Genomic DNA, 24540 nt, shown 5'->3' on the forward strand with positions numbered 1-24540 from the left:
GCCCACGCCGACTCTTCTCTATCGCATCGGATTGCACGGCCGACGGGCTTTAGATGTCCAGCGTGTGGTCGCGCTCCCACTGCGTGAAGTGCGAAGCATAGGAATTCCATTCCTGTTGCTTCAGCTTTAGATATGCCGACGAAAATTCCTCACCCAGCGCCGCCTTCAGCGATTTGTCCTTGTCGAACTCACGCAGCGCATCGAGCAGGTTGAGCGGCAGTTTCGGCGCATCCGTCACGGTATGACCGAACTGGTACATGTCGATGTCGTAGCGCTTGCCGGGATCGGCCTTCGAGCGGATGCCGTCGAGGCCGGCAGCGATGATCACTGCCTGCAGCAAATAGGGATTGGCGGCGCCGTCCGGCAGACGCAGCTCGAAGCGGCCCGGTCCCGGCACGCGCACCATGTGCGTACGGTTGTTACCGGTCCAGGTCACGGTGTTCGGCGCCCAGGTCGCGCCCGAAATGGTGCGCGGCGCATTGATGCGCTTGTAGGAATTGACCGTCGGGTTGGTGATCGCGGCAAGTGCCGAAGCATGCTTCATGATGCCGCCGAGGAAGTTCCTGCCCTTGGCGGACAGGCCGAGCTCCTCCGAATTGTCGGCGAAGACATTGGTCTTGCCGGTCTCGTCCCACACCGAGATGTGCGCATGGCAGCCATTGCCGGTCAGGCCCTGGAAGGGCTTGGGCATGAAAGTCGCGCGCAGCCCATGCTTTTCCGCAACTGACTTGACCATGAACTTGAAGAAAGAGTGCTTGTCGGCGGTCGCCAGCGCGTGATCGAAGGTCCAGTTCATCTCGAACTGACCGTTGGCGTCCTCATGGTCGTTCTGGTACGGACCCCAGCCCAGCGCCAGCATATGGTCGCAGATCTCGGCGATCACGTCGTAGCGGCGCATCACCGCTTGCTGGTCGTAGCAGGGTTTCGACGCCGTGTCGTACTGGTCGGAGATAGCGCTGCCGTCCGGCGAGATCAGGAAGAACTCGGCCTCGATGCCGGTCTTGACATGCATGCCGTCGCGGGCGGCCTCTTCGATCAGGCGCTTCAGCGTGTTGCGCGGCGCCTGGTCGACGAGCTTGTCGTCCATCACGCAGGTGGCGGCCACCCAGGCGACCTCCGGCTTCCACGGCAGCTGGATCACCGAATCCGGATCCGGCACCGCCAGCATGTCGGGATGCGCCGGCGTGAGATCGAGCCACGTGGCGAAGCCGGCAAATCCGGCGCCGTCCTTCTGCATGTCGGCGATCGCCTGCGCCGGCACCAGCTTGGCACGCTGCCCGCCGAACAGGTCGGTGTAGGAGATCATGAAGTATTTGACGCCGTTCTCCTTGGCGAATGCGGCGAGATCGTTCCCCATTATAGTTCCTCGCTTATGTGATCCTGGATGGTGTGTCCTAGAAGCCGTTCTTCCCCGGTATCCAGTTGGTGCCGGCAAGCGGCACGCCGGCCATGGCGGCTGCTTCGATGCTGAGCGCGACCAGGTCCTCGGGCTCGAGATTGTGCAGGCTGTTCTTGCCGCAGGCGCGGGCAATGGTTTGAGCCTCGAGCGTCATCACCTTCAAGTAGTTGGCGAGCCGCCGACCGGCGGCGATCGGATCGACGCGCTTCATCAACTCGGGATCCTGCGTGGTGATGCCGGCCGGGTCCTTGCCTTCGTGCCAGTCGTCATAGGCGCCGGCCGTGGTGCCGAGCGCGTTGTAATCCGTCTCCCAGCGCGGGTCGTTGTCGCCAAGCGCCACGAGTGCGGCGGTGCCGATCGACACCGCGTCGACGCCGAGCGCCAGCGCCTTAGCGACATCGGCGCCGTTGCGGATGCCGCCGGAGACGATCAACTGCACCTTGCGGTGCATGCCGAGGTCCTGCAGCGCCTGCACCGCCGGCCTGATGCAGGCGAGCGTCGGCTGACCGACATTCTCGATGAATACTTCCTGGGTCGCGGCGGTGCCCCCCTGCATGCCGTCGACCACGACGACGTCGGCGCCGGCCTTCACCGCAAGCGCGGTGTCGTAATAAGGACGGGCGCCCCCGACCTTGACGTAGATCGGCTTCTCCCAGTCGGTGATCTCGCGTAGCTCCAGGATCTTGATCTCGAGATCGTCGGGGCCGGTCCAGTCGGGATGGCGCGAGGCCGATCGCTGGTCGATGCCCTTGGGCAGCGTGCGCATCTCGGCGACGCGGTCGGAGATCTTCTGTCCCAGCAGCATCCCGCCGCCGCCGGGCTTGGCGCCCTGTCCGACGACAACTTCGATCGCATCGGCACGGCGCAGGTCGCGCGGGTTCATGCCGTAGCGCGAAGGCAGGTATTGGTAGACCAGCGTCTTCGAATGGCCGCGCTCTTCCTCGGTCATGCCGCCATCGCCGGTAGTGGTCGAGGTGCCGGAAAGCGTCGCGCCTCGGCCGAGCGCTTCCTTGGCCGGACCGGAGAGCGAGCCGAAGCTCATGCCGGCAATGGTGATTGGGATCTTCAGCTCGATCGGCTTTTTGGCATGACGAGAACCGAGCACCACGCTGGTATCGCAGCGCTCCCGATAGCCTTCTAGCGGATAGCGCGAGATCGAGGCACCGAGGAACAGGAGGTCGTCGAAATGCGGCAGCTTGCGCTTAGCGCCGGCGCCGCGGATATCGTAGTTGCCGGTCGCTGCTGCGCGGCGAATCTCGGAAAGCGTGTAGTCGTCGAAGGTCGCGGACTTGCGTGGCGTCGTTGGCGGGTTGCGGTAGGTCATCTTGCCTCAATACGCGTCGGCGTTGTCGATATTGAAATTGTAGAGCTTCCGGGCCGAGCCGTAGCGCTTGAACTCCGAAGCCTTGACGTCGGTGACGCCGGCCTTGTCGAGCAGGCCCTGCAGCAGTTCGATGTGCTCGGGCCGCATCTCCTTGGCGATGCAGTCGGCACCCAGGCTTTCGACCTTGCCGCGCACGAAGAGCCGCGCCTCATAGATGGAATCGCCCAGCGCGTCGCCGGCATCGCCCAGCACCACCAGATTGCCGGACTGCGCCATGAAGGCCGACATGTGGCCGATATTGCCGTGCACGACGATATCGATGCCCTTCATCGAGATGCCGCAGCGCGAGGAAGCATTGCCCTCGATGACCAAGAGGCCGCCGCGGCCGGTGGCGCCGGCATACTGGCTGGCATCGCCTTTGACCACGATCGAGCCGGACATCATGTTCTCGCCGACGCCGGGGCCGGCCGAGCCATGCACGGTGATCGCGGCACCATCGTTCATGCCGGCGCAGTAATAGCCGACGCTGCCGCGCACATCGATGCTGATCGGATGGTCGACGCCGACGGCGACCGAATGGCTGCCTTTCGGGTTGAGCACTTCCCAGGCAGTTTCGTTCGACCCGGGGGTCACCTGATGAAGCGCCTGGTTCAGCTCGCGCAGCGACTGTTCTGCGAGGTCGAAGACCCTCGCATGGCCTTGCTCGCGATGTGCCTTCGGCATGGGTGTTGCAGGCATGAACTCAATGCTCCCAGAAGTAGACCGTTGCGGGCTCCGGCTCCCAGACCCTCGCATTGTCTATGCCGGGCAATTTGGTGAGCGCGCGATATTCCGAGCCAAACGCGACATACTGGTCGGTCTCGGCCATCACGGCCGGCTTGCAGGCGATCGGATCGCGCACAACGCCGAAGCCGTTCTTGGTCCCGACGACGAAGGTGAAAAAGCCGTCAAGGTCGGAGAGCGTGCCTTCGAGCGCCTCGCCGAGATTCTTGCCATGCGCCATCCTGTTGGAGAGATAGGCGGCCGCCACTTCCGTATCATTCTCCGTTTCGAAGGTCATGCCTTCGCGCACCAGCTCGCGGCGGACATTGTTGTGGTTGGAGAGCGAACCGTTGTGCACCAGGCACTGGTCGGCGCCGGTCGAGAAGGGATGCGCGCCCATCGTAGTGACCGCCGATTCCGTCGCCATGCGGGTATGGCCGATGCCATGCGTGCCGGTCATCGAGCGCACGTCGAAGCGATCGACGACGGCCGCCGGCAGGCCGACTTCCTTGTAGATCTCGACCGCTTCGCCGGCGCCCATGATGCGGATATCGGGCCGAAGCGACTGCAGCGCCTCACGCGCGGCGTCGACCTTGTCGGGCGTGGTGCGGATAACCGCATGCGTCGACTTCACCGCGACGCTCACCGGCGCGCCGACCGCCTTGGCGAGCTCGACGTCGAGGCCGCGGAAATCGCGCTCGGGTTTCGGCGACTGCACGGTGATCTTGGCCTCATTGCCGGTCGCCGCGCCATAGATGGCGATGCCGGCGCTGTCCGGACCGCGGTCGCTGAGCGAGATCAGCATCTCCGACAGCATCGCGCCGAGCTTCGGCTCCAGCGTCTTGTCCTTGAGGAAAAGTCCGACGATTCCGCACATGTCAGCCTCCGACGTTTGTGGCTTCCAGATGGTGTACCGAATGAAATTCGCGAATTCAATGGTATGAAAGAAATTTTCCTCTCATTATATATCCGCCTTCGCGCCGCTTGTAGCGTTGTCGCCGTCCGGATGGCCGTGGGTCCATATCGCGTGGCGAATGCGCGCTATCCTGTAGGCATCGAGGATCGACAGCGAATAGATCAGGAACCCGCCGGCGTGGCGACCGATGAAGCTGGCATCCGCCAGCGCCACCTTGGTCGTGACCCACCCGAGGATCACCATGAAGAACAGGAACTGCAGGCCGCGCGCCGGCAAGCCGAGCATGACATGTCCGCTGCCCGGCAGGACGATCGCGGAGGCCAGGACAAAATAAGGGTTCGAAGGCCGGGCGGCGGGTTCGGTGGCGTTGCTCATGCGGCCTGCCTTTCGCACTGGTTGATCGCGTCGCGAATCGAGGATGCGGCTTCGAGCAGTTTTTCGATCACTGCCGGATCGAGCCTCGCGTCGCCGAAAGCGGCTTGCCGGAACACACCGTAGCGCGCCCGATCGGCCTGGGCCAGCAGCCACACGATGCGCACGCCCTTCGGCGTGATCAGCAATTCCTTGGCGCGGCTTTCGCCGAATATCCCGGCATGCGCGGCGATCACCTCCTGCGGGAAGACGATGCCTTTGCGGTCTGTCCGCAGCACCGCCTCGTCGGGGAACGCCGCCGTCTTCGGCAGCGTGTGTTCGAGATGGTCGAAATTGGAGAAGCTCGTCGGCGATCCCGGCCGCATCATCATGTCGAAAACGCCCGGCACCGCCACCGGCTCGGTGATCGACACGCTGAGCCAGCGCGCGGGAAGCTTTCTGGTCGCGAGCGTGTCAACGATGGTACGCACCTGCGCTCGCTCGCCCTTGTGCGAACCCGCCCAGGTAGCGACGCCGGCCGCGCCGTCGGAGACGTCGATCGCGTCGCGAATAACGGCGCGGATGGCGGCCTCGTCGTCGGCGAGCGCCGCCCTGGCCCTGTTGCGGCTGGAGCGCGCAAGCCAGGCAAGGTGAAGGACGACCGCAAATACGATCGCCCCGGCAAACAAGACTGACGTCAACTCAGACATCTCGACACGCCAAGACCCGCCGCCAGGCGGCGGGTCTTTTTCCGTTCAATAGCCCTGCGGCTTCGGCCAGGGCATGGTGAACTGGTCGCCGCGGCGCACGAACTTGTAGCGGTAGAAGTGGAACCACAGCGAGATCAGGAAGTAGAAGGCGATCATAGCGATCAGCTGCGAGCCGAAGCCGAGGAAGATGGCGAAGAAGGTCACCACGCACAGGCAGAACAGCACGATCGCCGGCAGCGGATGGAAGGGATGCGTGTAGCCACGGCGGATCGAGCCGAGCGGCCACTTCTTGCGGAACATCATGATGTTGATGCTCATGAAGGTGTATTGCAGCACGCCCGACAGGATCGAGAAGGTGATCGCCTGGTTGAGATCGGCGATGAAGGCGAAGGCCAGCGCGATCGGCAGCAGGAACAGGATCGACCGATAGGGCGTGCGATACTTCGGATGCACCGCCGAGAACCAGGTCGGCAGATAGCGGTCGCGGCCGAGCGAGAACCAGGCGCGGGCGGCGTCATTGATGCAGCCATTGGCCGAGGCAAGGGCTGCAAGCAGCGTCGCGATGAAGAGCAGGTTCTCGAGCAGCGGGCTGCCGGTCAGCTTGCCGGCGTCCCAGAGCGGATAATAGGTGATGCCGAGATATTCCCACGGCATCAGCGAGACGCAGACATACCAGGTCATGGCGGCGGCGATCAGAAGCGTGATCATGCCGGCCATCGTGCCATAGGGCAGGGAACGCGCCGGCGAGCGCACTTCCTCGGCCGCTTGCGTGGTGCCCTCGATGCCGAGATAGTACCAGATGCCGAACTGGAAGGCGGCGATCACGCCGATCCAGCCATAGGGCAGCGCGTTGCCGGGAGTGACCAGTTCGTTGAGCTTCAGCACCGCCCCTTGCGTCCATGGACTGACCGAAAAGAACAGGATGACGATCGAGATATAGGCGATCGCCGTGATGACGAAGTTGACGTTGAGCGTCATCAGCACGCCGCGATAGTTGAGCCATGCCAGCACGACGATGGTGGCCGCGATGAAGGAATTGTGGGTCAATCCCTCGACACCTGCTTTGGCAACGATGGTGTCGCCGAGCAGGATCGCATCCGAGACTTCGAGCATCGTGTAGGCAAAGACCAGGAACAGCGCGACGTTGAAAGCCATCAGTGGCCCGACGATGTGCTTGGCCTGCGCGTACTGGCCGCCGGCGGCGGCGACCGTCGACGTCACTTCCGAATCGATCATCGCGACCGAGGTGTAGAGCAGTCCGACGACCCAGCAGACGATCAGCGCGGCGAGCGCGCCGCCCTTGTCGGCGGCAAAATTCCAGCCGGTGAACTCGCCGACCAGCACGATGCCGACGCCGAGCGCCCAGACATGGGCGGGGCCGAGCACGCGTAGCAGCGAGACCCGGTCGCCGTGGACCACCGTTTCTCTCGTTTCAACCGCGACTGTCATTGGTGAGGCTCCACTCAGATCCGGTGCTTTTCGGAGACGGCTTCAAGCTCGCCTTCGCGCGAGGAGGTCAGCGTCTCCTCGGAATAGGTCGTGTCGACCTTGAACCAGTCGTAGAGCATCCACAGCGCGAGCAGGATCGAGATGCCCCAACATGCGTAAGAGACTGTCATCCACATGATCGTGTTCCCGGGTTACTTGCCGTCGAACTTCTCGTTGATCACCTCGCGATATTCGCGATCGGAGGCGCGGAACATGAAGACGAAATAGGCGATCAGCACCACCGCCATGATGATCAGCGTCGGCCAGTCGATGATGTAATGGAAGCGGTTCTGGATGATGTCGTGGGCGGTCTCCGGCGTGTAGCCGAGCTTTACCCAGATTGAGGCCATGGTCGCGTTCTGGCCGAGCGCTTCCCAGGTCTTGGCGTCGAGCACGTCGATCGATTTCGCAGCACCCGCGAGGCCGAGTTTCAGCGGCAACCAAAGCGCCACGAAAATGGCGACGACGACGACGGCGATGTCGAAGACCTGACCGGCCTTGCTCTGCTCCGGCGGAATGTAGCGGGACATGCTTTCTCCCTTCAGGACTGGCGGTTGCGGAACGCATCGGCGTTCTTGATGTCGAGGCCGTAGATGAAATCCTTGTCTTCCTTGTAGTGGTTGAGCATCGCCAGGATGGCGGCGGTGTTGAAGATCAGCACCGCGGCCGCGGCGATCACCACCACGAGCTTGATCCCGCTGTCGGGGATGTAGGCCCAGGTCATCAAGAGGACGAAGAGGATCGTCGCCCAAAGGCAGACGATCAGGAGCACGGATCCGCGCACGTCGGAACGGTACAGCGCTTCGATACGCTGCTTAAGGTCGGACATCGGTTTTTCCCCTTTTCTCGACGTCCGGCCCCGCAATCGACCGGGCGTCCACTCTTTCAAGAGAGTGAAATTTTTTTCATAAGTTCTGCCCGAACCGCGAAGTTGTCAAGCCGGTTTTCCGTTCGGTAAACGGTTTGGGGGTCCGCCGCAGGATTGCCTGTGGATAAAACTATTTGCCTGCAGGAAAATTACCGCGGACGGCACAGCGCCGGCACGAGCTGGTGGAAATGCCACGGAAATGCTTCGCGAGGTCGGACCTTCGACGAATGCGTCACCGAACGATGTCCGGGTTCGGGTTGGTCAGGTCGTGCTGTTCTGCGGATAGCAGATGATGGAGAGATAGCGCATCGGCAGCTGTGTCAGCTCTTCCGGCCCATGCGGCGCATCGGCGTCGAAGAACAGGCTGTCGCCCGGCTTCATCGGATAGCGATTGCTGCCGTGCCGGTATACGACCTCGCCCTCGAGCATATAGAGGAACTCCATCCCTGCATGCTGGAAGGTCGGGAACACGTCGGAGTCCTCGGTCAGCGTGATCAGATAGGGCTCGACGACTACGCCGCTGGTGTTGGCGCCGATATGGCCAAGCAGATTGTACTGGTGGCCGGCGCGTGTGCCGCGCCGCTCGACGTCGACGCCTTCGCCGGCCTTGACGAAGACGGCGGCGCGCTCTTCCTCGAAGCGGCGGAAGAAGGCGGTGACCGGCACGCCGAGCGCCCGCGACAGCGCCTGCAGCGTGGTCAGCGAGGGCGAGGTGATGCCGTTCTCGATCTTCGACAGCATGCCCAGCGAAATGTCGGTGGCGGCCGCGAGATCGGCGACGGTGATGCCGAGCTTCTTGCGGAAGGCGCGCACCTCATGGCCGATCGCTACCTCCAGCACTTTCTCGCGCGTGTCGCGGACCGCGTGCGGATTCTGCGTCAGCGGCGCGCGGATGGTTCGCACGCTTCGCCCGTCCGCCGAGACGCTCTTCGGCAACGGCTTGGCTTGGTCGCTCGCGCCGGAAGGCTTGTTGTCGGTCGTCTTCTTCGCCATGGCGCCCCTCAACTTTCCGCCGATTTATTTCACTCGAGGTGAACATATTCGGTGGCGATACAGGAGCGCAATCAGGGCGGCAAGCCGTCTTATGTCGCAGAACCTGCGCTGAAATCGGCTGTCGCGACCCGGCTGCCTGGGTCGCAGCGAGGCTGGCGCCGCGGTCACTCAACGCATCGCAGGCCTTCTCACGACATGATCAGGCCGCCGTCGACATTGATGGTCTGTCCGGTGATGTAGGCCGCGTCATCGCTCGCGAGAAAGCTGACGAGGCCCGAGACGTCTTCGCCGCTGCCGGCGCGACCCATCGGGATGTTCTTCACCCATTCCGCCATCAGTTCGCCCGGCTTGTAGTCGCCGAGCAGCTTGCCCCATGCGGTGTCGTTATAGGCCCACATGTCGGTGTCGATGATGCCGGGGCAGATGGCGTTGACGGTGATCTTTTCCTTGGCCACTTCCTTGGCCAGGCTCTGCGTGATGCCGACAACCCCGAACTTCGACGCGGCGTAATGCGGCGTGTAGATGAAACCCTGCCGCGCCTGGCCGGACGCGGTGTTGATCAGCCGGCCGCCTTGGCCGTGCTTGCGCATGCGCGCGATCGCTTCCTGGCAGCACAGGAACACGCCTTTCGTGTTCACCGCCATCACCTTGTCCCACTCGGCTTCCGTCATCGCCTCGATCTTGGCGATGGTGATGACGCCGGCGTTCTGCACCGAAATGTCGACGCGACCGAATTCGTTCTCGGCGAGATCGTAAAGCGCTTCGACCTCGTCCTTCTTCGTTACGTCCATGCGCATCGAGGCGACCTTCGCGCCCGCAGCCTTCAGGCCGGCGGCGACCTCGTCGACGCGCGGATCAATGGCGCTGATCACGACCGCCGCACCTTCCGCCGCGAAACGCTTCGCCATGGCCGCACCGATGCCGCCGCTGGCGCCTGTGACGATTGCCGTTTTTCCTGCGAAACGCTTCTGCACTTTTTCTTTCTCCTACCAGCAGACGAAGCCGCCATCGACGATGAGGTCGATGCCGGTGACGAAACTCGCGGCCCGGCTCGCCAGGAACACGGTCGGCCCGACCATTTCCTCAGGCGTCGCCATGCGGCCCATCGGCGTGTCGCGCTCGAAGATTTTGACCTGCTCGGCGACCTCCGGCCGCTTGTTCATCGGCGTCAGCGTGTAGCCGGGGCTCACCACATTGACGCGCAGGCCGCGATCGGCCCACTCCATGGCGAGGCTCTTCGACATGTGGATCACCGCCGCCTTGGACGAATTATAGTGCGCCTGCGTCAGGCCGCGGTTGACGATCGAGCCGGACATCGAAGCGATGTTGATGATCGAGCCTTTGCGCCGGGGCAGCATGACGCGCGCCTCGGCCTGGCAGGACAGGAACACGCCGCTGACATTGACGTCGTAGAGCTTCTGCCACTTCTCCATCGGCAGCGTCTCGGCGGGTTCGGCACCGGCGACGCCGGCATTGTTGACCGCGATCGTCAGCGCGCCGAGTTCCTTTTCGATGCGTTCGACCGCTGCCGCGAGATCGCTCTGCGATGTGACAGTTCCGGTCAGCACCAGCGCCTTGCGGCCGAGCGCCCTGATCTTGTCGGCCGTGTCTTCCAGCCCGCCCTTCGAGCTGTGGCCGAAGCAGGCGACATCGGCGCCGGCTTCCGCCAGACCGATGGCGATCGCTTGACCGATGCCGCTGCCGGCGCCCGTCACCAGCGCCACGTCGCCATCAATATCGAACAGTTTCATCTTTCTCCCTCTCCCTGAAAGAAGGGGCGCCAGCCCTGCTGGCGCCCCGCGCGGTCCGGTGCTTGGGAGGCTATCACCTGCTGCGCTTTATTCCCATCTGCCGTGCCCTCAGCTCGTGGCGAGTTCCATCACGGCGACATTGCTTGCTTCGTCGCGATCGAGGATGCCGCGCTGGCGGCCGCGGCTCAGCACCAGAACCCGGTGCGAAAGCCCCAGCACCTCCTCGAGGTCCGAGCTCACCACCACCACGGCCATGCCCGAGCGGGCGAGGTCGGCGATGACATCGTAGATCGCCGCGCGGGCGCCAACGTCGATGCCGCGCGTCGGCTCATCGAGGATGAACACCTTGGGCGGCCGCGACACCCATTTGGCGATGATCACCTTCTGCTGGTTGCCGCCGGAAAGCTTTGAGACTGCCTGGTTCGGCCGACCCTTGACGCCGAGCCTCGAAATGCCGGCCTCGGCGAACCTCTGAACCGCTTTGGGAAACACCCAGCCCTTCGGTGCGACATGATCGAAATTGCCGATGGCGAGGTTCTCGCCGATCGTCTGCTCCAATACGACGCCCTGTTCCTTACGGTCCTCCGGCACCAGCACGACGCCGGCCCTGATCGCCGCCGCGGGGCCGCTGAGATGAACAGGCCGGCCCGCGACCCGCACCGCGCCGGACGAGATCGGATCCGCGCCGGCGATCGCCCTGACCAGCTCGGTGCGGCCGGCGCCGATCAGCCCGGCGATGCCCAGGATTTCGCCCGATTTCACCGCGAACGAAACATTGTTGAAGCTGCGCTCCGGCGAGGACAGGTTCTCGACTTCGAGCACTGTCTCGGTACCCGGCGCCGACAGCTTCGGGAACATGCGTTCGACGCTGCGTCCGACCATCTGCTCGACGACCGTGCGCACCGGGATGTCGGCGCGCTCGTGCCGGGCGACGATGCGGCCGTCGCGCATTACCACCACACGGTCGGCGATCTGAGCGATCTCGTCCAGCCGGTGGCTGATATAGATGAAGGACATGCCTTCGGCCTTGAGCTTGCGGATTTGCTTGAACAGCAGCTCCGTCTCCTCGCCGCCGAGCGCGGCGGTCGGTTCGTCGAGGATCAGAAGCTCGGCATTCAGCGTCAGCGCCTTGGCGATCTCCACCTGCTGCTGTGCCGCGACGCGCAGCGTGCGCACCTTGCGCTCCGGCGAGACGTCGAGGCCGAGGCGCTTCAATTGCGCCGAGGCCTTCGCGTTCATGGTTGCCCGGTCGATGCGGCCGCCCCGCATCGGCAGCCGCCCGACATAGACATTCTCCGCCACCGAGAGATCCGGCAGCAGCTTCAATTCCTGATGGATCATGCCGACGCCGGCCTCGATGGCCGCGGCGGGATTGGCGGGGGAATAGGGCTTCCCCCGCCAGATGATGGTGCCGGCATCAGGCTTGGTCGAACCGGCGATGATGTTGGACACCGTCGACTTCCCGGCACCGTTCTCGCCGAGCAGCGCCACGACCTCGCCCGGCCGCACCTCGAAGCTCGCATCGGCCAGGACCTGCACCGGTCCGTAGCTCTTGCAGAGGCCGTTGACGAAGAGCCCGTTATGCGGGCCTTCGCTATGGCGAGGTTCAGTGGACATCGTGGCGCTCTCTCAACCGTTGCCGCCTTACGGATGCTTCTCGATGAATTGCGCGACATTGTCCTTGGTGGTCAGGGTCGCGTCCTGCAGTTGCTCGGCCGGCAGCTTCTCGCCCGCCACGATCTTGATGGCCGAATCGACGGCTAGCCGGCCCATGCCCTGCGTCTGCTGGGTCGCGGTGACGTCGAACACGCCGTCCTTCAGCGCCTTGAGCGCCGCAACGTCGCCGTCGAAGCCGGCGATCCAGACCTTGTGGTCGGGGTTGGCGACCTTGACCGCCTGCGCGGCGCCCAGAGCCAGCGCGTCGGCCTGGCCGAAGATGATCGAGACATTCGGATGGGCCTGCAGCAGGTCCTGCGCCAGCTTGAAGCCTTCGTCCTGGTGCCACTGATCGCTCCAGAGCTCGCCGACCACCTTGATATCCGGATAGGCCTTGAGCGCCTCGCCGCAGCCCTTGGAGCGGTCGACTTCCGGCGTCGTGCCCTTCTGGCCATGGATGATCACCATCTCGCCCTTGCCGCCGGCCTGCTTGGCGATGTAGTCGCACACGCCCTTGGCCGAGTTGACGCTGTCGGTGGCGATGAAGGTGTCGCCGGGCGCGCCGTCGGCGTTGCGGTCGACATTGACCACCGGGATGCCGGCGGCCTTCGCGGTCTTGGTCGGCACGGTCGCGGCGGTGGCGCCGGCCGGGATATAGATCAGCGCGTCGATGTTCTGCGTCACGAGATCCTGCACCTGGCTGACCTGCGTGGCCGAATCGCCCTTGGCGTCGACGGTGATGACCTCAATGCCCTTCTCCTTGGCATAGGCTTCGACCGACTGCTTGATCTGGTTGAAGAAGTCCGCCTGCAGATTGGCGACGGCAAGGCCGAGCTTCTTGGCGTCCTTGGCCGAGGCGGCATCGGACAGGCCGAGCAGCGGGACGATGGCCGCGGCCGCAAGCAGCAGTGAACGTTTGGTCAGCATGTTTTTCCTCCGTTGGTGTCCAATCTGCCCGCCTGCGCATCGCGGCGCCCTCGGCCGGACAGTCCCAGTCTCGGATCGACCGATCCGTTCCGCCCGGACATCCGGGCGAATTCCTATTGGCGGCGCCGCCGCCAGGTATCGGTGGCAACCGCCAGCGCGATCACCACGCCGATCACCACCTGCTGGATGAAGGGCGACACGCCGAGCAAGTTGAGGCCGTTGCGCAGCACGCCGATGATGAGGACGCCGATCGCCGTGCCGCCGATCGAGCCGATGCCGCCGGAAAGGCTGGCGCCGCCAATCACCACCGCGGCGATCGTGTCGAGCTCGTAGCCGACGCCCGAACTCGGCTGCACGGAATCGAGCCGGGCCGCGAGCACGATGCCGGCCAGTCCCGCCAGCAGTGCGCAGATTGCGTAGACCCAGTTGGTCAGCGACTTCACCGGAATGCCGGAGAGGCGGGCAACCTCGGCGCTGCCGCCGATCGCGTAGAGGCTGCGGCCGGTGGCGCGGTAATTGAGGAAGATCGCGAAGACGATCGCCAGCACGATCATCAGCCCGACGGTGACCGACAGGAAGCCGAAGTGGCGCACGATCGAGAGGTTGGTGAACCAGTCGGGAAAGCCGACGATCTGCGAGCCGTCGGTGATCATGTTGGCGAGGCCGCGCGCCACCGACATCATGGCAAGCGTCGCGATGAAGGGCGGCAGTTTCGTCACCGTCACCAGCAGGCCCGACACCAGGCCGCAGAGGGCGGCGACGACGAGCGCCGCGGCGATGCCCGCCGGGACGCCGAGATTGAGATAGTCGGGATAGGCGACATAGCCCATCACCATCGAGGCCAGCGCCAGCACCGAGCCGACGGAAAGGTCGATGCCGCCGATCAGGATGACCAGCGTCATGCCGATCGCCATGATGCCGAGGACGGTCACCTGGTCGAGCACGTTGAGGATATTGCGTACCGTCAGGAAGGTGTCGGTGGTCAGCGCCAGCGCCAGGCACAGCAGCACCAGCCCGATCAGCGGTCCCATCGTTCCGGCAAACAACGCCGAAAGCTTCGCACCGGAAGCGGCCTGCGCGGCGCCGGTGCCAGCCTTCAACTCGCTCGTCTCGTTGCTCACGGCCACTTGGTCTCCTCCGTCAGCGGGCAGGCGTGCCTTGCGTTCCGCTCTTGTTCACCAGGCATCCTCCCTTGTGAACAATTTATCTTTGATCTGCAATTTTGTTCAGCTAAAACGTTCATCAGAAAATTGTCAAGTGCCGCGCAGCCATTCGGCGGCAGTTTGCGTGAACCGACAGTTTGCCATAGGGAAGTCGAGCGCATACGGAGGCATAAAGCATGGCGGTGATCGAGAACGACAAGGTCTCGCGTTTTCCGGATGCCGAGCTCAAGGCCCGAGCCGCCTGGCACTATTATGTCGAAGGGCTGACGCAGGAGCGGATCTCGGAGATCCTCGGCGTCGGCCGTATCAAGGTGCACCGGATTCTGTCGGCCGCGCGCGAGGAGGGCGTGGTCCAGTTCCGCATTCGCGACAGCGTCGTCGAATGCGTGCAGTTGGAGGAAAGACTGAAGCAGCGCTTCGGCCTCAGCCAGGCGGTGGTTGTGCCGTCGGCCGCCGACCGGAGCAACGCGCCACTGATGATCGGCCATGCCGCCGCCGCCTATCTCGCCGACAACGTCAATCCGGGCGACGTTATCGCACTGGGTTGGGGCAGGACGCTGAAATTCGCCATCAACGAATTGCCTAGGCGGCCGATCGCCAGGACCACCGTGGTCTCGATGCTTGGCGGCCTCACCCATGCGCAGCCGCTCAATCCGACCGAGAGCGCCTGGGAATTCGCCGAGAAGATCGGCGCCGAATGCTATCTGCTGCCCGTGCCCGTCTATGCCGACAGGCCGGAGCAGCGCGATGCCTTCATGAGCCAGCGCAGCGTCCAGGATGTGGTCTTTAGGGCGCGGCGCGCCAACATCGCCGTGCTCAGCGTCGGCTCCTTTTCCAACGACAGCCCGATCGCCAATTACGGTTTCATCAAGCCGAGCGAATTGGAGGAATTGCAGGCGGCGGGCGCGGTCGGCGATATCCTCTGCCACTTCATCGATGCCGAGGGTCGCATCGTTGACCATGAGGTCAACCGCCGCGTCTGCGCCTACCCGCTGCAGGATCTCTCCGACATTCCGACCACCATCCTGGTGTCGGGCGGGCGGGAGAAGATCGCCGTCATGCGCGCCGCACTTGCGAATACGAAGGTCTCGGTGCTGATCACCGACGAAGACGCGGCCAAGGGGCTGCTTAGCCGGTAGTTCCGGTAATCGCGCCGAGCCGCGTGTGGATGTCGCGTGTCGCGTGATAAAGGTCACGGTAGACTTCTTTGCGCGCGCGGTAGATCGGAACCAGCGCTTCGACAGGATCGACCTGACGTGCGGGCTGTGCCGCCATCGCCTTTGCCGCTTCTTCCGGTGACGCGAACCAGCCGATTGCCGAGGCCGCGAGCATGGCGGCTCCCAGCGCCGCTGCTTCGTTGACCGGCGAGACGAAGAGCGGGCGCTCGAGCACGCTCGCCATGATTTCCATCAGCAGTGCGCAATTGGTGCCGCCGCCGGCCGCGATCATCGCGTCGGCCTTGCCGGTCTGTTCCTCCATCGCCTCGGTGGCGATCGCCTGCTCCAGCGCTATGCCCTCCAGCACCGCGCGGAAGAGATGCTTTGGCTCGTGATCGAGCGACAGGCCGACGATAGCGCCGCGCGCCGAGCCGTCCCAGTAAGGGCTCATGACGCCGGCCCAATAGGGCATGACGAGCAATCCGTCGCTGCCTGGCGCGACTTCCTTCGCAGCTCTCTCCAGCACCACGGCCGAAGGCGCGCCGGTGGTGCGCACGATCCAGTCGACCAACTGCATGCCGGAACGCAGCACCGTCTCCAGCATGAAGCCGGAGCCGGTCGGCGAGACCAGCGTGCGGAATGCATCCGACGTTATCACCGTACCCGAATAATTTCCGCTGACGACGCCTGAGCCCAACGACAGATAGCTTTTGCCGGGCCCGTAGACTCCCATGCCGAGGCCCATCGCCTGGCCGTCTCCGGCGCCCGCAATAACCGGCGTGCCGGCCTTCAGGCCGATCGCCGCCGCGACGCTTTCCGACAACGTGCCGCAGACCTCCCCAGGGGCTACCAACATCGGCAGTTGCTCCGGCCGCAGGCCCGCCGCCTCGACGAGTCGGGGGTGCCAGACGCCATGCGCGATGTCCAGCAGGCCGAGCGGATCGGCGCTCGCCGTGCTGGTGACCAGTCGCCCCGTGAGCCGGTGGACGGAGAAGGCGTGCACGTCGACCAGCGCGGCCGCTTCCGCCAGCGCCTGCGGCCGGTGCTCCATCAGCCAGGCCAAAGCGTAGAGCGCCGGCGTCGGGTCCGGCGGCTTGCCGCTCCAGTCGCGGATCGCCTCGCGGCCGAGTTCTTCCGAAAGCCGCGCCACCTGGCGGCGGGCGCGTTCGTCGAGCCACAATATGGCGGGGATGAGCGGCTTGCCGGCGTTGTCGATCAGCGTGAAGCTCTCGCGCTGGTGCGCGATTGAGATGGCTTTCACGCGTGAGGCATCGATCGCCTTGGCGACTTGTTGCAGCGCCGACAGCAACGCTGCCCACCAATGCTCGGCGTCCTGCTCGAAATGGCCGGGCGCCGGATTGGACAGCGGATAGGTCTCGCGCGCCTGGAAAAGCTCCGAGCCGTCGCGCGCGAAAGCGATCGCCTTCACGGCGGTCGTCGAGGCGTCGATCCCGATTACCACATCGTCCATCAGGCTGGGATCCGGAGGGTTAGAGCATGTCGCGCAAAAGTGTGCAGCGGTTTTGCGAAAACGACATGCATAAAAAGGACCTAAAGCGCGTCGCCTGGATCCGTTTCCGCGCGACGCGCTTTAGGCCGCGTTGGTTATGAACCGTCCGTCCGACTGGTCGAGACGACGGCGGATCTGGGTTATCACCATCGAATCGTCGGGTACACAGTTTTCATAGGTCAGGAAGTCGCCGGCCTTGACCGGCTTCACCACCTTGGCGCGTTCGGCAAGCCCGAGCGGCAGCGCGCCCTTGGCTCGCGCGTCCTCCCAAGTCATGGCGAAGCCGCGGTAGTCGTTCTCGCCGATCATGCCGAGCGACTGGCCGGTGCCGAGACTGGTCTTGGCCACCGCCACCGCCTCGGCCACCGGATGATCGAGCGGTTCCATGTCGGCGCGCTTGTAGACCACAGCGCGCGCCGCCGACAGCGGCACTTCCAGGCTGGTGAGGTGATAAGGGCGGAAGATCGTGAAATAGGGGCCCTTGCCGACCTTGAGGTCGATCATGCGCTCCAGCACGCGCGGATGCTTGGTTTCGATGATGCAGAACACGCCGGGCGCGACGCCCTTGCCGATCGAATAGTCGACAACGCCCTTGCGATGAAGCACGCCGCCATCCTCGCACGGGCAGAGCACGCTGGCTAGTTCTTCTAGCGTCGCGGTAGGGCCGTGCATGCCCGGCACGTCGGGCACCAGTCCCGTCGCGTTGGCGATCGCCACCATCTCGATTGCCGTCTTCGAGCCGTCGACGAACTCGACCAGCATGCGCGCATTCATGTTGCGCTCGGCCGCCTCCTTCTCGTAGTCGGCCGGCACGGCGTCGAACTTCAGCGGATTGTTCTTGCCCTTGCCGGCGGCAACGATATTGAAGCCGAGGCTTTTGGCGAAGCCGATGATCTCCAGCGTGCAGGCAGGCTCGTCGCCGGCCGCACCTGTGTAGACGACGCCGGCCTTGCGCGCCTCTTCCTTCAGGAACCGGCCGATGGTGATGTCGGCCTCGACATTGAGCATGACGATATGCTTGCCGTTCTTCATCACCTCGAGCGCGAACAGCGTGCCGATGTTGGGATTTCCGGTTGCGTCGATGATCACGTCGATGCGGCCGGCGGCGGCGAGCGCATGCAGGTCCTCGGTGACCGCGATCTTTCCGGCCTCGATGGCGCGATCGATGGCCGGGGCATTGGGCGCCTCTACGATATCGGAACGGTCATGGCCGGCAAGCAGCGCCGCATCGATCGCCGCCTGCGGCCTGACCTCCGAAATGGCGCCGATGCGCATGCCCGGCATAAGTGCGACCTGAACGACGATATCCGTTCCCATCTGTCCGGCGCCGGCGAGACCGATGGTGATCGGTCCTTGTTTCTCAGCGCGCTGCAGGAGTTCCGCTGCGAATTGCGGATGGGACATGTCGCTTCCTCCGGTCCTTGGCGCGCCGCCCGCGCCGCAATCACTCTTTGAACATTCCTATGACCGTTTGAAAAATATTTCAACCGACATTTCGGCGGTGTCTTAGGATTGAGCTCAAACGAGACTGACGATGCGGGGAGAGGGAATGTCCGGCAGGATAGAGGGAAGGCGCGAGGGAGCCCTATGCGGCGTTCGAAACGAGGTTCCGCCCGGCCGGACGTTGTGGACGTCCCTAACGGGGCAGCGCGATGGTGTCAGCGCGCTTGCCGCCCTGCGCCAGCCATCGGCGCAGCGAATCCAGCAGGCGCGGCCGCTTTCTGGCGGCGACTATGCCGGCTCCACGGCCCTCGGCTTCTGCAGCCTTGCCAACTCCGCGAAAGGAATATGGCAGCGGATTGTGTGCCCGGGCTCGGCCTCGCTTAGTTCCGGCTCCTGCGTCTCGCAGATCGCGCCGATCTTGCGCGGACATCTCGTGTGGAAGACGCAACCCGTGGGCGGGTTGGCCGCGCTCGGGATTTCGCCGTCGAGGCGGATGCGCGAGCTTTCCGTCCGGTCGAGTTTCGGAACGGCCGACAACAGAGCTTCCGTGTAAGGGTGATGCGGGCCGGAAAACACCGCTTCCGACGGTCCGAACTCCATGATGCGGCCGAGATAGAGCACCGCGATCTTGTCGGACAGATAGCGCACCACGCCGAGGTCGTGCGAGATGAAAATGTAGCTGACGTCCTGCTTCGATTGCAGGTCGGCCAAGAGGTTGAGGATCGCCGCCTGCACCGACACGTCGAGCGCCGAGGTAGGCTCATCGCAGACGACGATGCGCGGATCGCCGGCGAAGGCGCGGGCGATCGCCACGCGCTGCTTCAGACCGCCCGAAAGCTGCCGCGGCTTGACGGCCAGATGCCGGTCGGTGAGCCGCACCGAGCGGACGAGCTCTTCGAGGCGCGTTTCCAGCGACTTGCCGGTGAGCCCGCCCAGCCGCTTCAAAGCGCGGCTGAGGATATGCCGGATCGAATGCGAACGGTTGAGCGCCGAATCCGGATTCTGGAAGACGATCTGCACCGCCTTGACCTGCTCCTCCGAGCGGCTGGCAAGCCGCGGCGCCAACTGCTTGCCCTCCAGTTCGATGCTGCCGCCCTCGTCCGGCGGCACGAGGCCGAGCAGCAGCCTGGCGAAGGTGGTCTTGCCGCTGCCGGACTCCCCGACCAACCCGAGCGTTTCGCCGGGCCGGAGGCTGACTGAAACGTCCTTCACCGCCCTCAATGCACGGCCATGGCTGGCATAGGTCTTGTTCAGTCCCTCGACCTGCAGCACGGGCGGCGCCTGCTTCGGCGCGACGGCGGCAATTTCGGCGGGTGTCGCGCGCGGCAGCGACTGCGCCTTGTCGTGATAGTGGCAGCGCGACAGCCGGCCGCCTCCAAGCTCATAGAGCGGCGGCGGCTCGCTGCGGCAGCGCTCCGTCGCCAGCGCGCAGCGGTCGGCGAAGGCGCAGCCGACGATCGTAGCGCCGATGCCGGGCAGGAAGCCGGGGATCGTGTCGAGCCGGCCCTGGTCCTTGCGCTGGCCGCCGCGCGGCAGGCAGCGCAGCAAGGCGACCGTGTAGGGATGGCGCGGATCGTTGAAGACGTCCTTGGTCGAGCCTTCCTCGACCAGCATGCCGGCATAGAGCACGCCGACCCGGTCGCACATGTTGGAGACCACGGCGAGGTTGTGGCTGATGAACAGGATTGAGGCCGAAAGCTCGCGGCGCAGTTGCGCGATGAGGTCGAGCACTTCGGCTTCGACCGTGGCATCGAGACCCGTCGTCGGCTCGTCGAGGATCAGCATCGAGGGGTCGTTGGCCAAGGCCATCGCGATCGCCACGCGCTGCTGCATGCCGCCGGAAAGCTGGTGCGGGTAGCGCTGCATGACGCTGGCCGGATCCGAGATGCGCACAAGATTGAGCATCGCGATCGCCCTGTCGCTCGCCGCCTGTCCCGACGTGCCGGCAAGCTCGAAGATCTCGGTGAGCTGGCGGCCGATGCGCAATGATGGATTCAGCGCCTTGCCGGGATCCTGATAGACCATGGAGACGCTTTCCGCACGGGCGCGTCTGAGCGCCTCGGTATCGAGCTTCATCACATCCTGGCCGTCGAGTGCGATCGAGCCGCCGGTGATCGAGCCGTTGCGCGGCAGGTATCGCACCACGGCCAGCGCCGCGGTGGACTTTCCGCAGCCGGATTCGCCGACCAGCCCATAGGCCTCGCCGCGGCCGATTTTGAAGCTGACATTGCGCAGCACCGCCCGGTTGCGGCGCCCGACGCGATAGGCGACCGAGAGATCGTTGAGGTCGAGCGCGTTCCTGTCAGTCATTGAACGCTCCATGGACGCCGTCGGCCACTAGGTTGACCCCGATCACCAGCGAGGAGATCGCCAGCGCGTCGAACAGCACCGTCCACCAGAAGCCGCCGCCGATCATGCCGTAATTGCTGGAGATCGAGAGTCCCCAGTCGGGCGAGGGCGGCTGGATGCCGAAACCCATGAAGGAGAGCGTGGCGACGGCGAAGATCGCATAGCCCAGACGCACTGTCGTCTCGACCAGGATCGGCGGGATCACGTTGGGCAGGATCTCGACGAACATCGTGTGCAGCGCGCCTTCGTGGCGAAGCTTTGCCGCCGCGACATAATCGAGCTCGCGTTCGGCCAGCACCGCCGAGCGCACCGTGCGGGCGATGATCGGTGCGAAGCTCAAGCCGATGACGACGATCACGGTGATCTTGGAAGTGCCGAGCGCAACGATGGCGAGCAGTGCGATGATCACCACCGGGATTGCCATGAAGGCTTCGAGGATACGGCTGACGATATCGTCGACGATGCCGCGGAAATAGCCGATGACGAGCCCGAGTGCGGTGCCGGCAATGGTCGCGAGAATCGTGGCCAAAGGTGCCACCGTCAGGATATCGCGCGAGCCGACGATGACGCGCGAGAAGACATCGCGGCCGATCTGGTCGGTGCCGAACCAGTGCTCGGCCGACGGTGGCGCCAGCGCGTTGATGATGTCGTCGGCAAGCGGATCGTAGGGGACGAAATGCTCGCCGAACAGCGCGCAGACGATCCAGAACAGGACGATGCCGAGCCCGGTCAGGAAGGTCCCCGATCGCAACAACGAATGCAGCACCTCGCCCCAGGGGCTGCGCTGTGTGGCGGCGTCCGGCGTTGGCAGGTTCGCGGGTGTGTCTGTCGCGCTCATTGCTCCGCTCCCAGCCGGATGCGCGGATTGAGCACCGAATAGAGGAAATCGGCGATCAATGTGGCCACCGCATAGACGATGCCGATAGTGAGGATGCCGGCCTCGAGCATCGGAAAATCCTTGCCGCGGGCGGCGGTGAAGATCAGCGAGCCGATGCCCTGGTAGCGGAACAGCGTCTCGATCACGACAAGGCCGCCGATGAGGTAGCCGGTCTGGGTTGCGATGACGGTGATGGTCGGCAATAGCGCGTTGCGCAGCACATGCCGCCAGATCACCGTGCGCCACGGCAGACCTTTAAGCACCGCGGTGCGCGTATAGTCTGAGTCGAGCGCCTCGATCATCCCCGACCGCGCCATGCGAGCGATATAGCCGAACAGCACCAGAAACAGCGGCAGCGACGGCAGGATGAGATAATAGAGCTGGGTGAAGACACCGGCACCCTTCGGCCAGGCTGCCGCGATCGGCAGCCAGCGCAGCCAGACGCCGAAGATCAGGATCAGTATGATGCCGGTGACGAACTCGGGCAGCACCGTCACCGACAATCCGCCGAGGCTGATGATGCGGTCGAGCGGCCGGTTGAGGTTGAGCGCGGCGATGACACCGCCGAGGATGCCGATCGGCACCACCAGCACGAAGGCGACGAGCGCCAGCTTCATCGAATTGCCCAAAGCGTCGATGACGAAGGGCGCCACCGGCGCGCGGAAAATGTAGGACGTGCCCATGTCGCCATGAAGGAAGTTCCAGATCCAGCTTCCGTACTGGACGAGCAGCGGCCGGTCGACGCCGAGCGAGTGATTGAGCGCGTCGACGGCGCGCTGGTCGGCAAACGGCCCCAATATCGCGCGCCCGACATTGCCGGGCAGCACCTGGCCGCCCAGGAACACCATGACGCTGAGCAGGAACAGCGTCACGAGCGACAGAGCCAGGCGCCGGGTGAGGAAGCCGAGGATGGCGAATACTCCTATTGGAGCCGGCTCTCCGTCGAGAGCCGGCTGTTAGGGATAAGCTTGCTCCCTCGCGTCAGGCTTTCGAAGCCTTTTCGAGGAACAGCTGCGACATGGCGGTGGGCTGCACGCCCGCCACGCCTTTCGCCGTCGCAGTCAGGTAGTCGTAGAAATAGCCGAAGATCACCGGCGTTTCCTCGAGCAGCAGCTTCTGGATCTTGCCGGCTGCAGCCTTCTGCGCCTCGAGGTCGAGGGCCGCGATATAGCTGGTCGCCAGCTGGTCATAGTCCTTGTTCTTGAAATGCGCGGCATTCCAGGTGCCTTCGCTCTTCAATGGCGCAGCGAGATAGACGTTCGGCACGCCGCGGTGGCCGTAGTCGGTGATGCCCATCACCGAATCCAGCCAGTTCGATTTGCCGAACACCGCATCGCCGTAATAGGCGCTCTGGTCGAGGATGTTGAGCTCGAGCTCGATACCGATCTCCTTGACCCAGTTCTGGATCAGCTGCGCGTATTCGGGGATTTCCAGATAGCGCTCGGTGGTCAGCGTTATTTTGAACCCCTTGCCGGCGCCGGCCGCTTCCATCAGCTGCTTGGCCTGCGCGATGTCCTGCTCGCGCTGCGGCACGCTGGTGTCCGTCGACGGATAAACCCCGGCGAACGGGCTGTCATTGCCTTCCTGGGCGCGGCCTTTCATCAAGCCGGCGACCAACTTCTTGCGATCGATGCTGAGCGCGATGGCGCGGCGTACCCGCGGGTCCTTCATCGGACCGTCGTCGCAGCGCAGATGCAGTTGCTGATGCGCCGACGATTTCAGGCTGATGACGTTCACGTTCGGATCGTTGAGGACGGCGACGCCCGCCAGCACCGGCATCTGATTGATGATGTCGATCTGGCCGCCCTGTAGCGCCAGGATCTGCGGCTGGATGTCGGTGAAGAAGGTGAATTCGGTGCGCTCCGGCAGGGCCTTTTCGCCCCAGTAGTTCTCATTGCGAACGAAGGAGGCGCCGACTTTGGGCGTGTACTTCTCCAGCTTGAACGGCCCGGTGCCGTCGAAGCTCTTTTCGTAATCGCCCTTGTAGCTCGCCGGGATGATGACGGCGTTGTAGTTGTCGGACGACAGCATATAGGGAAAGTTGCCGTTCGGCGCGTCGAGGTGGAATTCCACCGTGTAGTCGTCGACCTTCTTGCTGGCTCCCTTCGAGAGGATGCCGCTGAACACCGACAGCGCGTTGGAGGAGTTGGCGGGATCGGCAAGCCGGTCGATGCTGGCCACAACGTCCTCGGCCTTCATCTCGCCGCCTGAGTGGAACTTGACGCCCTTGCGCAGCGTGAAGGTCCACACCGAGCCATCGGCATTCGGCTTCCAGCTTTCGGCCAGTGCCGGCTTGAGCACCAGGTCGGGGCCGTCGACGCAGAGGAATTCGGCTACCTGCTGCATGACGAGCAGGCCGCCGGCGTCGGCGATGGTGACCGGGTCGATCGCGGCGGCCGGCACGCTGCTGCCGACGCGGATGGTGGCGCCAGGCGCGCCCTGGGCGCGGGCAAGCGAGGGCGCGGCGCCGAAGCCGGCGGCCATGCCGATGCGGCCGAGAAGCGGCAGCGACAAGCCGAGTAGGCTGCCGTGGCGCACGAAATCGCGGCGGCTGACGCGGCCGTCGATGAGCCCGTCGATGAGGTGATTTTCAAGCGGCGTGCGGTTGCGCCGGATGAGATCGAGAACGCGGTAGTTCTTGCTCATGGGTCTAAACCCTTTCCCCAGTTCTTGTGGTTGGCGAGTGCATTCCGGTTGACGACGTTCCGTGGAGTTCTCCGGTCCCGGCCATCGTCAAGAATTCGGTCGAACGAACTGTAACATGCAGTTTGGTCTGGTCCATCCGCTCCTTGAAGCGGAAAGGTCAGATTTTCTTGATGCATGCCTAGCTCGGGCTTGCAGCCCCGATCGAAATCGTGGCCGCCTCGATTCGGTGTTTGCCGGTCTCCTTTCCTTT

General features: G+C 64.3%; 23 protein-coding genes. 1 reads left to right on the forward strand and 22 read right to left on the reverse strand.

The genetic code is table 11. The features are described from left to right. Positions 1-49 precede the first annotated feature (49 nt). From glnT to CK218_RS04950, 16 genes are all read right to left on the reverse strand, one after another. Entirely contained in the window at positions 50-1357 is a 1308-nt protein-coding gene (glnT, locus tag CK218_RS04875) for a type III glutamate--ammonia ligase (RefSeq protein ID WP_066988949.1), read from the reverse strand. Positions 1358-1394: 37 nt separating this feature from the next. Then, the gene (locus CK218_RS04880; protein ID WP_095827038.1) at positions 1395-2723 is read right to left on the reverse strand and encodes an FMN-binding glutamate synthase family protein; all 1329 of its coding nucleotides are present in this window, start codon (positions 2721-2723) and stop codon (positions 1395-1397) included. A gap of 6 nt (positions 2724-2729) precedes the next feature. Beyond that, positions 2730-3461: a GXGXG domain-containing protein gene (locus tag CK218_RS04885; protein WP_095827039.1), complete on the reverse strand. Its 732-nt coding sequence runs from the start codon at positions 3459-3461 to the stop codon at positions 2730-2732. Positions 3462-3465: 4 nt separating this feature from the next. After that, positions 3466-4362 carry a glutamine amidotransferase family protein gene (locus CK218_RS04890; RefSeq protein ID WP_095776254.1) on the reverse strand — a complete coding sequence of 299 codons (897 nt, stop codon included), beginning with the start codon at positions 4360-4362 and terminating at the stop codon, positions 3466-3468. Between the two features lie 84 nt (positions 4363-4446). Beyond that, on the reverse strand, positions 4447-4776 hold the full coding sequence (locus CK218_RS04895; RefSeq protein WP_095827040.1) for a hypothetical protein: 330 nt from the start codon (positions 4774-4776) through the stop codon (positions 4447-4449). Beyond that, on the reverse strand, positions 4773-5462 hold the full coding sequence (locus CK218_RS04900; protein ID WP_095827041.1) for a hypothetical protein: 690 nt from the start codon (positions 5460-5462) through the stop codon (positions 4773-4775). The genes CK218_RS04895 and CK218_RS04900 overlap by 4 nt, the downstream gene beginning before the upstream one ends. Before the next feature lie 45 nt (positions 5463-5507). Beyond that, entirely contained in the window at positions 5508-6911 is a 1404-nt protein-coding gene (locus tag CK218_RS04905) for an APC family permease (RefSeq protein WP_095827042.1), read from the reverse strand. Positions 6912-6925: 14 nt separating this feature from the next. Further along, positions 6926-7087 (reverse strand): hypothetical protein, encoded by a 162-nt coding sequence (locus CK218_RS04910; protein ID WP_082953998.1) that lies wholly within the window; start codon positions 7085-7087, stop codon positions 6926-6928. Between the two features lie 15 nt (positions 7088-7102). Beyond that, positions 7103-7480 (reverse strand): hypothetical protein, encoded by a 378-nt coding sequence (locus CK218_RS04915; protein WP_095827043.1) that lies wholly within the window; start codon positions 7478-7480, stop codon positions 7103-7105. Positions 7481-7491: 11 nt separating this feature from the next. Next, a complete protein-coding gene (locus CK218_RS04920; protein WP_066988933.1) occupies positions 7492-7779 on the reverse strand; it encodes a hypothetical protein in 288 nt (95 codons plus the stop codon). A gap of 300 nt (positions 7780-8079) precedes the next feature. Further along, the gene (locus CK218_RS04925; RefSeq protein ID WP_095827044.1) at positions 8080-8811 is read right to left on the reverse strand and encodes an XRE family transcriptional regulator; all 732 of its coding nucleotides are present in this window, start codon (positions 8809-8811) and stop codon (positions 8080-8082) included. A gap of 188 nt (positions 8812-8999) precedes the next feature. Further along, a complete protein-coding gene (locus CK218_RS04930) occupies positions 9000-9785 on the reverse strand; it encodes a glucose 1-dehydrogenase (RefSeq protein ID WP_095827045.1) in 786 nt (261 codons plus the stop codon). A gap of 12 nt (positions 9786-9797) precedes the next feature. Then, complete coding sequence (locus CK218_RS04935; protein WP_066988928.1) at positions 9798-10562, reverse strand: SDR family oxidoreductase; 765 nt, start codon at positions 10560-10562, stop codon at positions 9798-9800. Positions 10563-10670: 108 nt separating this feature from the next. After that, positions 10671-12179 (reverse strand): sugar ABC transporter ATP-binding protein, encoded by a 1509-nt coding sequence (locus tag CK218_RS04940; RefSeq protein ID WP_095827046.1) that lies wholly within the window; start codon positions 12177-12179, stop codon positions 10671-10673. A gap of 27 nt (positions 12180-12206) precedes the next feature. Beyond that, the gene (locus tag CK218_RS04945; protein WP_095827047.1) at positions 12207-13145 is read right to left on the reverse strand and encodes a sugar ABC transporter substrate-binding protein; all 939 of its coding nucleotides are present in this window, start codon (positions 13143-13145) and stop codon (positions 12207-12209) included. A 113-nt stretch (positions 13146-13258) separates the two neighbouring features. Next, entirely contained in the window at positions 13259-14272 is a 1014-nt protein-coding gene (locus CK218_RS04950) for an ABC transporter permease (protein WP_082953999.1), read from the reverse strand. A gap of 212 nt (positions 14273-14484) precedes the next feature. On the opposite strand from CK218_RS04950, the gene CK218_RS04955 reads away from it, so the two are divergent. Further along, complete coding sequence (locus CK218_RS04955; protein ID WP_095776246.1) at positions 14485-15447, forward strand: sugar-binding transcriptional regulator; 963 nt, start codon at positions 14485-14487, stop codon at positions 15445-15447. Here CK218_RS04955 and CK218_RS04960 read toward each other — a convergent pair. The 6 genes from CK218_RS04960 to CK218_RS04985 form a co-directional block, all read right to left on the reverse strand. Beyond that, a complete protein-coding gene (locus tag CK218_RS04960) occupies positions 15437-16936 on the reverse strand; it encodes an FGGY family carbohydrate kinase (protein ID WP_095827048.1) in 1500 nt (499 codons plus the stop codon). The two genes, CK218_RS04955 and CK218_RS04960, sit on opposite strands and share 11 nt — an antisense overlap. Before the next feature lie 120 nt (positions 16937-17056). Further along, the gene (locus tag CK218_RS04965; RefSeq protein WP_095827049.1) at positions 17057-18379 is read right to left on the reverse strand and encodes a homoserine dehydrogenase; all 1323 of its coding nucleotides are present in this window, start codon (positions 18377-18379) and stop codon (positions 17057-17059) included. Between the two features lie 327 nt (positions 18380-18706). Next, positions 18707-20728, reverse strand: a complete 2022-nt coding sequence (locus CK218_RS04970) for an ABC transporter ATP-binding protein (protein ID WP_245434895.1) — start codon at positions 20726-20728, stop codon at positions 18707-18709. Continuing rightward, positions 20721-21605: an ABC transporter permease gene (locus CK218_RS04975; RefSeq protein ID WP_095781973.1), complete on the reverse strand. Its 885-nt coding sequence runs from the start codon at positions 21603-21605 to the stop codon at positions 20721-20723. The genes CK218_RS04970 and CK218_RS04975 overlap by 8 nt, the downstream gene beginning before the upstream one ends. Further along, the gene (locus CK218_RS04980; protein WP_082980280.1) at positions 21602-22555 is read right to left on the reverse strand and encodes an ABC transporter permease; all 954 of its coding nucleotides are present in this window, start codon (positions 22553-22555) and stop codon (positions 21602-21604) included. The genes CK218_RS04975 and CK218_RS04980 overlap by 4 nt, the downstream gene beginning before the upstream one ends. 70 nt (positions 22556-22625) lie before the next feature. Beyond that, positions 22626-24290 (reverse strand): ABC transporter substrate-binding protein, encoded by a 1665-nt coding sequence (locus tag CK218_RS04985; RefSeq protein WP_066988912.1) that lies wholly within the window; start codon positions 24288-24290, stop codon positions 22626-22628. Between the last annotated feature and the right edge of the window lie 250 nt (positions 24291-24540).

The organism is Mesorhizobium sp. WSM3879 (assembly GCF_002294915.1).
Taxonomy (GTDB): domain Bacteria; phylum Pseudomonadota; class Alphaproteobacteria; order Rhizobiales; family Rhizobiaceae; genus Mesorhizobium.